Source organism: Cobetia marina, from assembly GCF_001720485.1.
Taxonomy (GTDB): Bacteria; Pseudomonadota; Gammaproteobacteria; order Pseudomonadales; family Halomonadaceae; genus Cobetia; species Cobetia marina.
This window is the reverse complement of sequence record NZ_CP017114.1, coordinates 2,429,471-2,443,668: the sequence shown is the minus strand read 5'-3', so window position 1 is coordinate 2,443,668 and position 14,198 is coordinate 2,429,471. Positions and strand designations below refer to the sequence as shown.

The following is a 14,198-nucleotide window of genomic DNA, read 5'->3' as shown; positions in this document are numbered from 1 at the left end:
AGACACAATGTCTAATGTCTTGTGAAGTTGCCGCTGTCTGGCAATGAAAGGGCTACCCATCGGGTAGCCCTTTTGCATTCTGGCCATCAGTCCCTGAGGAAACTGACTCAGTCCTGGCAAACCTTGAGCACGACCTTGCCCACATGACCTTTCTGCTGGAAAACGGCCTGGGCAGTGGCGATGTCGGCCAGTGCGAAGGTCTCGGCGACCAGTGGCTTGATGTTGCCTTGCTCGATATGGCGCACGAGATTGGGGAAGACTTCCGGTTCCAGCACGGTGCAGCCGAAGAAGCTCAAGTCCTTGAGATAGAGCGTGCGCAGGTCGAGCTCCACGATCTCGCCACCGATGGCACCTGCCACGGCGTAACGGCCCTTGTGCTTCAGGACATCCAGCAGCTGCGGCCATTGCGGGCCGCCTACCAGATCCACCACCACGTCGACCCCATGACCGTCGAGCACGTCCGCCACGACCTGATCACGCAATACGATGTCATCGGCCCCCAGCTTGCGCAGCGACTCTGCCTTGGCAGCGCTGGTGATGGCGATCACATGAGCACCACGTGCCTTGGCGAGCTGAACGGCTGCAGAGCCGACGCCCCCTGAGGCGCCGGTGATCAACACGCGTTCCCCCTTGGCAAGCTGCGTGCGTGTCAGCAGGTTCTCGGCGGTGGAGTAGGAACATGGGAATGAGGCCAGTTCCACATCGCTCAGTGCGCTCTTGATGGGGTGTGCATGGCGTGCTGCCACCTTGGTGTATTCGGCGAAGCCGCCATCGCACTCAGCACCGATATACCAGGCCGAAGCCAATGGCTTGCCATCGTGCTCCTGCAGACAGGGCTCTATCAGCACACGCTCACCGATACGCGCTGGACTGACGTCTGACCCGACCGCGACGATCTCGCCGCAGATATCGGCGCCCTGGATGCGCGGGAAATGGATCGGTTGACCGGACCAGCTGGCATCCTCGGCCTCGCCATCGCCCTTGGAGTACCACGCCAGGCGTGTGTTGATGTCGGTGTTGTTGACGCCAGCAGCCCCGACGCGCACCAGTACGTCGCGCGGGCCGGGAACCGGACGGGGGATGTCGTCGCGCACTTACAGCACCACCGGGCCGCCGTGGCCGGTCAGATAGATACCGTGCATGGTGTCATGGCGTGTGGATTCAGCGCTCATTTGCGAGGTTTTCCCAGGAGGGTGAGGGTGGTGGAAAGTGCCGCTTCGATCGCTGTGTCGCCCAGTACCAGCCAGGCCGAGGATGCCCCTTCATGAATCAGGAACAATTCGTTGGCGAGATCTTCCCGGCGACTGCGCGTGCCAAGCCAATGGAGGGTTTCCCGCTTGTGTCGGGTGACGGCATCAGTGACGTCACGGTTGTCAGGAAAGGCCGCCAACGCATTGATCGACATGCAGCCATTGGGGGCTTCGTGCTTCATCCAGTGGCCCAGTCGTCGGTAAAGATGACTGAGCGCAGCGGCGCCATCGCTGGGCACCTCGTCCTCAAGAAAGGCGAGGTAGCGCTCATGGCGATGCTGCAAGGCCCCGATCACCATGCTTTCCTTGGAAGGAAAATGTCGGTAGAGGGTGCGTAGGCTCACGCCAGAGGCAGCCTTGAGCTCTGACACGCTGGGTTCTGCGAAGCCACGCTGACTGAAGAGGGCTTCCAGGCGAGCGGCGATGTCGTGCTGAATCATGGAAGGACCATCGTCGAAGTTTTCAGGGAGAGCGTTTGTTCTACCTCTGCAGGGTAGAGCGTTCATTCTCCCTGTGTCAATGTCCTGCAGCATTGTCCCGCTCGTCACCCCCTTTGATGGCTCGGCGACCCACGAGCGGTCCTCAATGAGGAACGACATCCTGTCCCCAGAGCGCAAGGGACTGCTTTCATCACGACCAATGGCGATGATTTCGGCCACCTGCTGGCTGGATTCTCGAGATAACGTTGCGACACTTTATGGTAAAGATTATCATTCGCGCTCAATTTGCTGGCGCAGGGGGCGTCAGTCATGGCCATGCTCTGTCGAATACAGGGCGAGATGTTGATTCAGCAGGACGCTGGCACATCACATAGAAGGGTTCCAGGTGCCAAGTCATTCTCGCAACCACGTCGTCAACAAGAATACCGTCAGCAAGAGCACCGTCAGCAAGAGCAAGGGGCCATTTTCCTGTCTGGTCTTCAGCCTCATGGCATTGCCGAGTACCACACTGGCGGCAGGTGAGTCGGCACAGGACGCCTCGGCAGTCGCAAGCTCGGTGATGGTGGTCACCGGCCAGCGGGAATCGGAAGTGGCGCCGGGCAGTTACCGTGCAGAGGCCTCAAGCCTTGCCAACAAGCAGTCGGTGGAGTTTCTCGAGCAGGCCCGCACCATCAATGTGGTGACCCGGCAGGTCATGCACGACTTCAATCTCGATGACCTGGAAGAGTCGCTGCAGCCGGTGGCTGGCATTCAGCTGGGCAATACGCTGGGGGGCACCGAGGATGGCTTCGTCAAGCGAGGCTTCGGCAGCAACAGCGATGGCTCGATGCTGATCGATGGCATCCGTCAGCCGCGCCGTACCTACACCACGGCGACGGTGGACCGCGTCGAGGTCCTCAAGGGGCCGTCATCGCTTTTCCAGGGGCAACAGAACCCCGGCGGCGTGATCAACATGGTCACCAAGCGTCCGCAGTACGAGACGCACACCGAGATCAGTGGCGAAGTCAGCTCCTTCGGCGGTGGCAATACCACCCTGGACACTACCGGTCCCATCGAGGATACCGGCCTGGCCTATCGCTTCATCCTCTCGCATGAGGATGAGGACTCCTGGCGCGAGTACGGCAATGACCGCCGCACCACCATCGCCCCGTCCTTGCGTTGGGAGGGCGAGCACAGCAGCGCCCAGATCAGCTACGAGTATCAGGACTACGAGCTGGATATCGATCGTGGCACCGTCTTCTACAACGGCAGTGCCGCCAACGTCACGCGTGGCACGCGTTTCGATGAATCCTGGAACCGCGTCTATGGCCATGACGAGTCCGTCAATGCCTGGTGGAAGCAGGAAGTCACCGACAACTGGGACATGAAGCTGACCTACGGCTGGACGCGTCGTCAGTACAGCGATGCGCGCGCCAACGTCACGAATGTCAGCGACAGCGGTGATGTGACCGTGCGCGCCGAAGAGAACCAGGGCTATGAACGCAGCGAGCACTACACGGCGCTGGACGCCATGGGTGATGTCGAGATAGCGGGGCAGCGTCACCAGCTGGTCATCGGTGCCGATTACGAGACCACCCGCGACTATCTAGATGAGCGCTATTTCGGCGACTCCGTCACGGTCTCCACCGTCACCGACGTGAATCACGGCCAGCTGGCCCAGGTGACCTCCGACGACATCAACACCTCGCGCAGCAATCGTCTCGACGAGAGTCATGCCATCGGGGTCTATGTCAGCGACCGCTGGTATCTGAGTGACAAGTGGATTCTGGGCCTTGGCGGGCGCTACACCTGGTTTGATCAGCAGAGCGGGCAGGGCGAGGACTTCGTGTCTGACCCCGATTACAGCGATGACCTGTTCCTGCCCTCCGCGAACCTGCTGTATCGCATCGACGATGCCAGCTCTGCCTACATCAGCTACAGCGAATCCTTCGTGCCCAACGGCAGCGACAGTGACAGCGGCGAGAGCCTCGACCCTGAGCTCGGCAAGGGCTACGAGATCGGCTACAAGCGTCAGTGGAATCCGCGTCTGGCGACGTCTGTGGCGCTCTACCAGATCCGCAAGGAGAACGTCGCAGTCACTGACAATGGGGTGACTCGCACCATCGGTGAAGCCGGCTCGCAAGGCCTGGAATTCAGCCTCGAAGGCGCCCTGACGGATCGTACTTCCTTGCTGTTCAGCTATGCCTACACCGATACCGAAGTACTCGAGGATACCGAAGGCACCGAGGGCAATCGTCTGCCGAACGCGGCGCTCAACGCGGCTAGCCTCTATCTGGCACATGATCTGGCGATTGATCCGTCCTACGGCGAGTGGCGTGTCGGCGGTGGCGTGCGCTACGTCGGTGAGCGTGAAGGCGATGACGACAACAGCTTCTCGATGGATGCCTACACCGTGGCGGATGCCTTCGTCGGCTGGCGTCATGACTTCTTCGGTCCGGACACCGAATTCAAGCTGAATGCGAAGAATCTGTTCGATACCGCCTATTACTACGGCAGTGGCGGTGACACGCGCGTACTGGTGGGCGATCCGATGGAAATTACCCTGTCGGCCAGCGTGGGCTGGTAACACCGCTGATTGCTTTTTATGAAGAGGGGACGACAGGCAACTGTCATGGACCAGGGGCGCTCCAATGCGCCCCTGATGCGTTGCGACGACTCGACATCGGGGCCTGACGTATCGGGCCCTGTCGCTGATTCAATCGGATTGGCTGATAGACTGACGTCTCGAGGATCTCTTCCTTCATTCGATGTCACTACTGTCCGGAGAGCTTCACATGCTCGACTCGCTTCCCCTTGCCGATATCCGTGCCTTTGTCATGACAGCGGATCACGGCAGTTTCACCCGGGCCGCCGAGACGTTGGGCGTATCGCGTTCACAGGTGTCCAAGCAGGTCACCGCGCTGGAGAAGCTGCTGGGCGTTACTTTGATGCAGCGTTCCACTCGCTCGTTGCGGCTCACCGAGAGTGGTCATCTTCTCCACGCGCAATGTCGTAGTGCGCTGGGCGACATGGCGCAGATCGTGACGCTGGTGCGTGAAGAGCGTAACGCCATGCGCGGTCGGATTCGGCTCAACAGTGTCGGGGGCCCAATCGGCGAGCGTCTGCTGGGGCCAGCCGTTCACGCCTTCATGCAGGCCTGGCCGGAGGTCGAGATCGAACTGGATTTCAGCAGTCATCGCGTGAATCTGATTCGCGATGACTTCGATATCGCCCTGCGCATGGGTGCACTCGAGGATGCCGATTTCATTGCCCGTCCGCTGGCGACTCTGTCCTATGTGGTCGTGGCGAGTCCTGACTATCTTTCGCGGCATGGCTCACCGCAAACTCCCGGTGGCCTGCAGGCTCACCGCTGCCTGGTGGGCTCGGTCGCGCGCTGGAGCTTTTGCGCCCGACAAGACCCGAAAAGCGAGACACAGGTGGATATCAGTGCCCAGTTGCAGTGTCGCAACGGGCATGTGCTGGTCAGTGGTGCCCTGGCCGGCAACGGCATCATTCGCGTGCCCAGACTCTACTGTGATGACGCCATCGCAAGCGGAGAGCTCAAGGAAATCCTGCAGGATTGGCAGCCGGCGGATGTGCCGTTGTCATTGATCTACCATCGTGAGCGCCATCGTCCGCTGCGTACCATGCGTCTGATCGAACATCTGGTCACCTGGTTTGATGAGCGCAATGCCTGATTGTGTGCTTCATTACCAAGTGAGTCATACTGAGTTGATTAGGAGCACGATGCTCCTGTGAATGTCGGCCTTCAGTGGGAAACCGCTGGGGATTCACGCATTGCGTGCGCGATGTGCTGGCGGCAAGTCACGGAGTTTCCAGGTGGGATCAATCTGACAGGGAGTCGCTCATGAACCTGATCGCTGCATTGGCCAGTGCGTTGTCAGTCTGAATGCGCCACTTGCCGAATTACCTTTATCAACCGCCCTACGGTGTAGCGATGCTCGCGCCGGAGGCGCTTGACCTGTTGGAACGGCTGTACCGACATGACGCTGACACCCTGGCGCATTCCTGGCGGGTGGCAGGGCTTTCGGCCTCGCTCTATGCCAGGCTGCTCGACCCGCAGGCGCGCAGTCTTTCCTTGCAGGCACTGCACCATGCGGCGCTGCTGCATGATATCGGCAAGCTCTCCATCCCTCGCGAGTTACTGCAGGCGCCACGAGCGCTGATACCAGAGGAGCGCTGCCTGATGCAGTGCCATGCGAGTGAAGGTGGCCTGCTGCTCGACACGCTAGGGGAGCCGCTGCGTACGCTGAGTATCGAGATTGCGGTAGGGCATCACGAATGCTGGGATGGCTCTGGCTACCCTGGCCAGATCATGACGAAGGCACTGCCCTTGCATTGCCGAGTGGTCGGGCTCATGGATGTCTTTGATGCATTGGCGTCTCCTCGGGCCTACAAGGCGGGATGGCCGCTGGACAGATTGATCGCCTTGTTCGTTGCCCAGGCCGGGCGTCAGTTCGATCCGCAGTTGATCGGTCGCCTCTCACCCCTCTGGAAGGAACTTCTCGCGGTGCATCATCAGTTGCTTGATCAGACACGAAGTGATTGAGCGTGGTGATGTCTCTCCGGGACATTCAAAGGCCCCTGTCGATGTTCATGACAGGGGCCTTTGAAGTTAAGTGCCATGCGAGCAATGCGTCATCAACAGCAGCGCTCACGCTTGATGGCGGCCCAATCGGTGGCGGGGTGCTGGCGGCCGTGGTTGCCGGCGTAAGCCGCGATCTTGGGCGACTCCCAGCCTGCGAGAACGTCGCCTTCCAGCTGGTAGATCTCGACACCCAGCGGGTTGCAGGTCTCGAGCGGGTCACGCGCATCAGGGCCCCACAGGTCCACAGACAGATCGCCACCCGGGCAGCAGGACATCGCGCACAGCAGGTCCGTCTCGGCAAAGAACTCCAGGTAATCGCCCTTGCGAGCCGGGCAGGCCTTCATGAAGTACTTGTCTTCGTTGTTGAGGCCGGTGCACTGGAAGATGTTGAGCACATCGTGGATATCGAATTCGGTCAGGCCCCAGGGCTCCACCGCGCGGACCAGATTGGAGTGGCAGTGGTGATCGAAGTCCTCGCCGGTCAGCAGGCGATTGACGTAGGGGTCGCAGCGCGTGCCCAGCAGGTCATGCACGCGACCGCCTTCTGCATCGACACCATAGTCGGCGAGGGTGTCATCGATGATGGTCGCCATCGGGCGCAGGTAGGGCAGTGTGGACCACAGGCGATCATAGGTGCTGACATGCGCACGCTGCAGCTGGCGGGTGCGAGACGCCCACATGCGTTCACGCGGATTGTGCAGATTCCACATGTTGAAATCACCGACCTGTGAGCCTTCGGTGATCTTGATGCGCAGCACGTGGCCCGCCGGCACTTCCCATGCCAGGCCATCGCGCAGCGGCACGGTATGGGTCGCGACCAGTGTGCGCTCGGCCTTGCTTTCGGTGAGGCTGTCGTAGAAGTCGCGATCGACGTCCAGAATCGATCCCTTGCTGGCTTGATAGGCGGCAGGTACATCACTCATGACAGGACTCCCGGGGTTGTCAGGTCTGGTCTCTCATTGAGGATCGATGGCGGCATTGTCGGATAATGAAATCGAGCAAGGACGACGTCCACTGTCAGATTGCCACGTCAGGCGCTTCAGTACATTTTTCGGTGCAGATGAAACCTTCGGGAGGATGAAACAGAACTGGCGCAGGGATTGCTCCCTGCGCCAGTTCTGTTTCATTCCTGAGTCCAATGTTGCCCTCAGGCCAAGGGTGTCTCTTGGCCGACAGCAGATCTGATCAGCCATTGAGCACGCCAAGCCAGGCCCACAGGCCGAGCAGGGTGGCGATCAGCACCGGCGGGGTCAGCACCAGACCGACCTTGATGTACTGCCCCCAACTGATGTGATGGCCTTTCTGATCGAGCACATGCAGCCACAGCAGTGTGGCGAGACTGCCGATCGGGGTGAACTTGGGCCCCAGGTCATTGCCGATCACGTTGGCGTAGACCATCAGCTCACGCGTCGCGTCGCTGACCTGCTGCGCGGTGAGGTGGTCGATGGCCAGCGCGCCGATCAGCGTGGCCGGCATGTTGTTCATCACCGAGGCGGTGACGGCAGCCAGCACACCGGTGCCGAGGGTCGCGACCAGACTGCCTTGGCTGGCAAGCCAGGCGAGAATGTCACTGGCGTGGTCGGTCAGGCCGGCATTGCCCAGCCCGTAGACCACCAGATACATGCCCACCGAGAACAGCACGATCTGCCACGGCGCGCCGCGCAGCACCGGGCCGAGTTCGATCACGGCATCACCGCTGCCCAGCCAGCGGCCGGCAATGGCCAGCAGAACCAGCGCGGCGCTGCCGGTGACGACGGCGAGCGGAATGCCCAAGGGCGCGGTCACGAAGTAGGACACCAGCAGCACCCCCAGCAGCGGGAAGGCCGCGCGGAAGACCTGGGGGTCCTTGATGGCGCTCGACGGTGCCTCGAGTTTCTCCAGCGCATAGTGTGACGGTAGTTCCTTGCGGAACATCAGCCACAGCACGATCAGCGTGGCGGCCAGTGCGATCAGATCCACCGGTACCATCACCGCGGCGTAATGCGTGAAGGAGATATCGAAGTAGTTGGCACTGACGATGTTGACGAGATTCGAGATCACCAGCGGCAGGCTGGTGGAATCCGCCACGAACCCGGTGGCGATGATGAAGGCCAGCGAGGCCGCCGCCGAGAATTCCAGGCGTACCAGAATCGCGATCACGATCGGTGTCAGCAAAAGGGCCGCGCCATCATTGGCGAAGAAGGCCGCGATCACCGCGCCTAGCAGCACGATGAGCGGGAACAGCCTGCGCCCATTGCCGCCGCCCCAGCGTGCGACATGCAGTGCCGCCCAGCTGAAGAAGCCCGCTTCATCGAGAATCAGCGAGATGATGATCAGCGCCACGAAGGTGAAGGTGGCGTCCCAGACGATGTCCCACACCACCAGTACGTCCGGTAGCGTGACCACGCCGCAGACCAGTGCGATCACGGCGCCGCCCAGTGCACTGGTGCCGATGCCCAGACCGCGTGGTTGCCAGATCACCAGTGCCAGCGTGATGACGAAGATTGCCAAGGCAAGCATGACGTCTCCTTGTCGAGGGGGAAGAGCAAGAGAAGCACGACGTGTGCGAAGACGGACAGCGTCAGATCGTGCTCTGATTGACGCGTTTCGAGACTTCTTCGGCACTCTCGACACGCTCGGAATAGCGCTCGGTCAGATAGTCACTGCGCTCGCGGTTCATCCAGGTGAACTTCATCAGCTCTTCACAGACATCGACGATGCGCAGATACAGCGGTGACATGCGCATGCGGCCGTTTTCATCGAATTCATTGAAGGCCTTGGGCACGGATGACTGGTTGGGGATGGTCAGCATGCGCATCCAGCGCCCCAGAATGCGCATCTGGTTGACGCTGTTGAAGCTCTGGCTGCCGCCGCTGACCTGAAGGATGGCCAGCGTCTTGCCCTGGGTAGGACGTACGCCGCCCAGTGACAGCGGAATCCAGTCGATCTGCGCCTTCATGATCGAGGTCATCGCGCCATGACGTTCAGGGCTGGCCCAGAGCATGCCCTCGGACCACTGAGCCAGCTCGCGCAGCTCCTGCACCTTGGGGTGATCGGCATCGCAGTCATCCGGCAGCGGCAGGCCCGCCGGCGAGTAAAGGCGGACTTCCGCGCCGAATGCGGTCAACAGGCGCGCCGCTTCCTCGGCGGCAAAGCGCGAGAAGGAACGCTCACGCAGGGAGCCGTACAGCACCAGAATGCGCGGTGCATGACGCGGCGCACCGGGGCCGACCAGACGGTCGATCTCCAGCGGGCGCCAGTGTTCGGCGTCGATATTGGGCAGATCGGCCAATGCCGCTTTCATCGCGTCTGTCATGGTGTCGCCTGTCGGCAGGTGAGAGTGGGTGGAAGTGTGTGCGTTCATGGGTCAAGTCCTTGGGGCGTGGACGACGTCGCCGTCTTCCTTGGTGTAGTGCGCGACCGGATTGTCCAGAAGCTCCAGTACCGTCTCCGACGGGCGGCACAGGCGCGTGGCTGCGGGCGTGACCACGATGGGGCGATTGATCAGGATCGGGTGGGCCATCATGGCGTCGATCAGCTCGGCATCGCTCAGGGAAGGGTCATCCAGATTGAGATCGTCATACGGCGTACCCTTGCGGCGCAGCAGCGGGCGCGGTCCACCGCCCATGGCGGCAATCAGCGACTCCAGCGTCTCGCGCGTCGGGGGGGTGACCAGATACTCGATGACCTCCGGTGTCTCACCGGAAGCCTTGAGCATGGCCAGCACATTGCGTGACGTGCCGCAGGCCGGGTTGTGGTAGATCGTGATCGTGTGGGAAGAGCGAGTGGATTCAGTCATCGTTTCCGGGCTCCTGCAACGTACCGGGAGTGTGGGCGTCACCGCAGCTGGGCAGGGTGAGCGAGGCCAGCAACGGATCGCAGACCACCGAGGAGCCCGCGCAGCAGTCGCGTACCAGAAACTGCACGGTGGCGAGCATGTGCTCGAGGTTGGCGCGGTAGATCAACGAACGGCCTTCGCGCTGGGAGTGGATCAGCCCCGCGCGACTCAACACGCCCAGATGGGTCGAGAGCGTGTTGTGCGGCACCTCGAGACGACGGGCGATCTCGCCGGCCGGTAGTCCCTCTGGCTCATGGCGTACCAGAAGGCGAAACGTATCCAGACGCGTGGCCTGGGATAGCGCCGCGAAGGTGTCCAGCGTGGCCTGCGGGTCGGGCAGGCTGTCAGTATCATTCATATCATCTTGTCCATATGTCGAGACTTGTCGAAATGACGATGGTGCGATGATAGATCAGCGTGCCGCATATGGGAAGGTGCCCGGAGGAAAGAATGGGTGCAGATAGCCCTTGGCCATTCTCGAGGATTTGTGAGGGCGCGTATTCCGGTCAGGCAAAGCCCGCACAGTCTTGGTAGCATGTGCGCCATTGATTACCGGACAAGGGAAGATGGCACGATGATGATGGTATTGCAGATTCTGGGGGGCTTCGTGCTGGCGGCGGGTGTGCTGCTTGCGGCAGTGCCGGAGCTGGTCAATCGCTTCAAGGGCCCGGATGACACGCCCTTGACCGTGCCCAGACAAACGGGCGCGGCGATCTCTCGTCGGATCCGCTGGGGCTGGGTCATCGCGGTAGGGTACCTGCTGATGTATCCGCCGATCGGTCTGGGAGTGTTGCCGGTGCTGGTGACACTCGCCGTGGCGGGTATCGCCGGCATCATGACGGCACGCCTGATGGGGTTGATGCTGGATGGCATCGACATGCGTCATCTGTTCCGCTTTGCTGCCGAGTCGCTGATTCTCGGTGGCCTGTGGACCTGGTTCGTCAAGCTGTCCGCTTGAGAGGGGGCTCCCAGGCAGAGAGCGATTCCCGCTGTTTTTCCCTTCCCTGAGGCTTCTCCATGCCGCTCAATGACAATACGCTAGCCGCATTGGCTCATCTGGACAGGTCGCAACCCGTTCTGGTGACAGGAGCGACGGGGTATGTGGCGGGACAGCTGATCCGTCGCTTGCTGCAGGAGGGCCTGACAGTGCATGCCGCTGTGCGTGATCCAGGTAACACCGAGCGTCTGGCGGCACTCAAGGCACTGGAAGACAGCATGTCGGGCAAGCTGCGCGTCTTCGCCAGTGATCTGCTCGAGCAGGGCTCTTACGCCGAGGCGATGGCGGGGTGTGCGGTGGTCTTTCACACCGCCTCGCCCTTCGTCGTCAGTGTCGAGGATCCCGAGCGAGACCTGGTGCGGCCAGCAGTGGAGGGAACTCGCAACGTGCTCCAGGAAGCCAATCGTCAGAGCAGTGTCGAACGCGTGGTGCTGACCAGCAGTTGTGCTGCCATCTACAGTGACAATGCCGATGCGCTGGATACGTCGCGCGGCTGTTTCGACGAGAGTGTCTGGAACACCACGGCCTCGCTGACACACCAGGCCTACTCCCACTCCAAGACGCTGGCGGAACAGGCCGCCTGGCAGATTGCCGAGCAGCAGTCGCGCTGGCGGCTGGTGGTGATCAATCCCTCGCTGGTGCTCGGCCCCGCGATCAGCGATGACACGCACGGCGAATCCTTCAGCCTGATGACGCAGCTCTGTGACGGCACGCTCAGGATAGGCGCACCGGATTACGGCATGGGCGTGGTGGATGTGCGGGATGTCGCCGAGGCGCATCTGGCGGCGGGATTTTTACCCACGGCCACCGGGCGTCATCTGGTCGCCGGGCACTCCTCAAGCTTCATTGCGCTGGGGCGCCTGTTGAGTCATCACGCCGGCCCGCAATATGCGATTCCCACTCGCCAGCTGCCCAGATGGCTGGTGTGGCTGGCGGGTCCGCTGGCCAACAGGGCGGTGACCCGCAAGATCGTCTCACGCAACGTGGGGCATGCCTTCGTGTTCGACAATACCCGCAGCCGTGAGCAGTTGGGGCTGATCTACCGGCCCCTCGAGACGACGCTGCACGACATGTTCGATCAACTGGAGGCCAGCGGCCGCCTGTCGTGAACCTCATCTTCTGCACGTCAGCGACGTCGCAACGGCTCCAGCAGGGCATTCAACCCGTTGTGATCTATCTCGTGCATCAGTGCCAGCAAGCGACCTATCTCGCCTTGCGGGAATCCCTTGCGCGCAAACCAACCCAGGTAATCGCCGGGCAGGTCGGCAATCAAGCGTCCGGCGTACTTGCCATAGGGCATCTGGCGGGTCGTCAGTTTCTGCAGGTCTTCGGGGCTCATCCAGTGACTCTCATTCCACTCGGTTAAGGACGGTCTGGTCAGTTGCAGGTGCCATTCTGGCACAGCTGTGATGCAACGGTTGGGTTTTGCTCCGGCACCGCCATGTTCTGATCATACTCATGACACGGAGTGACTCATGTCCCGCGACTATCAGAATCTCGAGCAGCTACCCCTCGCCGGAGAATGGCGTAACGGCCGAGCCGGCAGGACGCTTGAGGTGGTGGATCCCTTCGATCAGAGCTCGCTGCTCTCGATTCCCATGGCCAATGCCGAGGATCTCGATGCCAGCTATCGCAGGGCGCGTGATGTCCAGCCTGACTGGGCTCTGACACCGGCAAGCGAGCGCGCTGGCGTGATGCAAAAGGTGGTGGAGCTGATGGACGAGCGACGCGAAGAGTTGCTCGGCTGGTTGATTCGTGAGTCGGGCAGTACCCGCCTCAAGGCTCAGGCGGAACTGGCGGCGGCCCGTGCGATCACGCTGGAGTCTGCCGCGATGGCCAATCGCGTGGCCGGGATGGTGATGGAGGCTCAGGTACCGGGCAAGGAGAGCCGCGTCTTCCGCAAGCCGCTGGGGGTCATCGGCATCATCAGTCCGTGGAATTTCCCGCTGCATCTGACCCAGCGTTCCCTGGCGCCGGCACTGGCACTTGGCAACAGCGTCGTCATCAAGCCGGCCAGTGATACCCCGCTGACCGGCGGCCTGCTGCTGGCCAGGCTATTCGAGGAGGCGGGGCTGCCTGCCGGTGTCCTGAGCGTGGTGGTCGGTGCCGGCAGCGAGATCGGCGATGCCTTCGTGGATCACGAGGTACCGCGGCTGATCTCCTTCACCGGCTCCACTCAGGTGGGCAAGGGCATCGGCAGTCGCGCCGTCGGTGGCGATCACCTCAAGCAGGTTGCCCTGGAGCTGGGCGGCAACAGCCCCTTCGTGGTGCTTGACGATGCGAACATCGAGCAGGCGGTGGACGCCGCGCTGGTCGGCAAGTTCCTGCATCAGGGGCAGATCTGCATGGCCATCAACCGCATCATCGTCGATGCGTCGGTCCATGACGCCTTCGTCGATCGCTTCGTGGCGCGTGCCCGTGAGCTGAAGGTCGGCAACCCCGCCCAGGACGATACCGTCATCGGGCCGATCATCAATGCCAAGCAGCGTGATGGATTGCTCGAGATGATCGAGACGGCCAAGGGCGAGGGCGCCAAGGTGATGCTTGAGGGCGAGGCGCAGGGTCAGCTGGTGCCGCCCCATGTGTTCACCGATGTCACCAATGACATGAGCCTGGCGCAGAACGAGATCTTCGGCCCGGTGGTCGGCATCCAGAAAGCCCGTGATGAAGCGCATGCGCTGGAACTTGCCAATGGCACCGAATATGGCCTCTCGGCCTCGGTCTTCACCGCGGATATCGCACGCGGCGAGCGCTTCGCGCGTCAGGTCGAGGCGGGCATGGTGCACGTCAATGACATGCCGGTGAATGATGATCCACGCGCGCCCTTCGGCGGCGAGAAGAATTCAGGCCTTGGGCGCTTCAATGGCGACTGGGTGCTGGAGGAATTTACCACCGATCAATGGGTCAGTCTGCAGGTCGAGCCACGTCAGTATCCGTTCTGATCCCTCTTATCTGTAGTTGCGCATGACAAACAACGCCCCGCTCAGCCTGCTGGCTGAGCGGGGCGTTTTTGATGGTGAGTAATGCAGACACGTCATGGTGATGATGCAGGCAAGAAGGCCTAGGGATCTTGACAGCAAGGGCGGCGCTGTAGAGAGGACAGAGA

At 61.6% G+C, this 14,198-nt stretch carries 15 protein-coding genes; 6 read left to right on the top strand and 9 right to left on the bottom strand.

What is annotated here, in order from left to right; all coding sequences use genetic code 11:
• Window positions 1-107: 107 nt before the first annotated feature.
• Together BFX80_RS10285 and BFX80_RS10280 are read right to left on the bottom strand one after the other, a co-directional pair.
• The gene (locus BFX80_RS10285) at window positions 108-1,094 is read right to left on the bottom strand and encodes an alcohol dehydrogenase family protein (RefSeq protein WP_240499533.1); all 987 of its coding nucleotides are present in this window, start codon (window positions 1,092-1,094) and stop codon (window positions 108-110) included.
• 74 nt (window positions 1,095-1,168) lie between these two features.
• Complete coding sequence (locus tag BFX80_RS10280; protein ID WP_084208799.1) at window positions 1,169-1,690, bottom strand: TetR/AcrR family transcriptional regulator; 522 nt, start codon at window positions 1,688-1,690, stop codon at window positions 1,169-1,171.
• Window positions 1,691-2,075: 385 nt separating this feature from the next.
• On the opposite strand from BFX80_RS10280, the gene BFX80_RS10275 reads away from it, so the two are divergent.
• The 3 genes from BFX80_RS10275 to BFX80_RS10265 all read left to right on the top strand — a co-directional run bounded on the left by BFX80_RS10275 (window position 2,076) and on the right by BFX80_RS10265 (window position 6,239).
• Window positions 2,076-4,256 carry a TonB-dependent siderophore receptor gene (locus BFX80_RS10275; protein WP_240499532.1) on the top strand — a complete coding sequence of 727 codons (2,181 nt, stop codon included), beginning with the start codon at window positions 2,076-2,078 and terminating at the stop codon, window positions 4,254-4,256.
• Window positions 4,257-4,464: 208 nt separating this feature from the next.
• A complete protein-coding gene (locus tag BFX80_RS10270; protein ID WP_084208798.1) occupies window positions 4,465-5,367 on the top strand; it encodes a LysR family transcriptional regulator in 903 nt (300 codons plus the stop codon).
• A 221-nt stretch (window positions 5,368-5,588) separates the two neighbouring features.
• Window positions 5,589-6,239 (top strand): HD-GYP domain-containing protein, encoded by a 651-nt coding sequence (locus BFX80_RS10265; protein WP_167593019.1) that lies wholly within the window; start codon window positions 5,589-5,591, stop codon window positions 6,237-6,239.
• A 92-nt stretch (window positions 6,240-6,331) separates the two neighbouring features.
• On the opposite strand, the gene BFX80_RS10260 is transcribed toward BFX80_RS10265, so the two are convergent.
• The 6 genes from BFX80_RS10260 to BFX80_RS10240 all read right to left on the bottom strand — a co-directional run bounded on the left by BFX80_RS10260 (window position 6,332) and on the right by BFX80_RS10240 (window position 10,453).
• Window positions 6,332-7,201, bottom strand: a complete 870-nt coding sequence (locus BFX80_RS10260; protein WP_084208796.1) for an urea carboxylase-associated family protein — start codon at window positions 7,199-7,201, stop codon at window positions 6,332-6,334.
• A 33-nt stretch (window positions 7,202-7,234) separates the two neighbouring features.
• On the bottom strand, window positions 7,235-7,405 hold the full coding sequence (locus BFX80_RS17850) for a hypothetical protein (RefSeq protein ID WP_157109473.1): 171 nt from the start codon (window positions 7,403-7,405) through the stop codon (window positions 7,235-7,237).
• A 58-nt stretch (window positions 7,406-7,463) separates the two neighbouring features.
• Window positions 7,464-8,777, bottom strand: a complete 1,314-nt coding sequence (locus BFX80_RS10255) for an arsenic transporter (RefSeq protein ID WP_084208795.1) — start codon at window positions 8,775-8,777, stop codon at window positions 7,464-7,466.
• A 61-nt stretch (window positions 8,778-8,838) separates the two neighbouring features.
• On the bottom strand, window positions 8,839-9,561 hold the full coding sequence (gene arsH, locus BFX80_RS10250) for an arsenical resistance protein ArsH (protein WP_084209734.1): 723 nt from the start codon (window positions 9,559-9,561) through the stop codon (window positions 8,839-8,841).
• Window positions 9,562-9,624: 63 nt separating this feature from the next.
• Entirely contained in the window at window positions 9,625-10,056 is a 432-nt protein-coding gene (arsC, locus tag BFX80_RS10245; RefSeq protein ID WP_084208794.1) for an arsenate reductase (glutaredoxin), read from the bottom strand.
• Window positions 10,049-10,453, bottom strand: a complete 405-nt coding sequence (locus BFX80_RS10240) for an ArsR/SmtB family transcription factor (RefSeq protein ID WP_084208793.1) — start codon at window positions 10,451-10,453, stop codon at window positions 10,049-10,051. Before BFX80_RS10240 ends, arsC begins: the two co-directional genes overlap by 8 nt.
• Before the next feature lie 216 nt (window positions 10,454-10,669).
• Here BFX80_RS10240 and BFX80_RS10235 point away from each other — a divergent pair, with 216 nt between their 5' ends.
• A complete protein-coding gene (locus BFX80_RS10235; RefSeq protein WP_077376856.1) occupies window positions 10,670-11,053 on the top strand; it encodes a hypothetical protein in 384 nt (127 codons plus the stop codon).
• A gap of 59 nt (window positions 11,054-11,112) precedes the next feature.
• Entirely contained in the window at window positions 11,113-12,201 is a 1,089-nt protein-coding gene (locus BFX80_RS10230; RefSeq protein WP_084208792.1) for an NAD-dependent epimerase/dehydratase family protein, read from the top strand.
• A 17-nt stretch (window positions 12,202-12,218) separates the two neighbouring features.
• On the opposite strand, the gene BFX80_RS10225 is transcribed toward BFX80_RS10230, so the two are convergent.
• The gene (locus BFX80_RS10225) at window positions 12,219-12,431 is read right to left on the bottom strand and encodes a DUF3820 family protein (RefSeq protein ID WP_052384432.1); all 213 of its coding nucleotides are present in this window, start codon (window positions 12,429-12,431) and stop codon (window positions 12,219-12,221) included.
• Between the two features lie 136 nt (window positions 12,432-12,567).
• Here BFX80_RS10225 and BFX80_RS10220 point away from each other — a divergent pair, with 136 nt between their 5' ends.
• Window positions 12,568-14,034, top strand: coding sequence for an aldehyde dehydrogenase family protein (locus BFX80_RS10220; RefSeq protein WP_084208791.1), 1,467 nt, complete (start codon window positions 12,568-12,570; stop codon window positions 14,032-14,034).
• Window positions 14,035-14,198 lie beyond the last annotated feature (164 nt).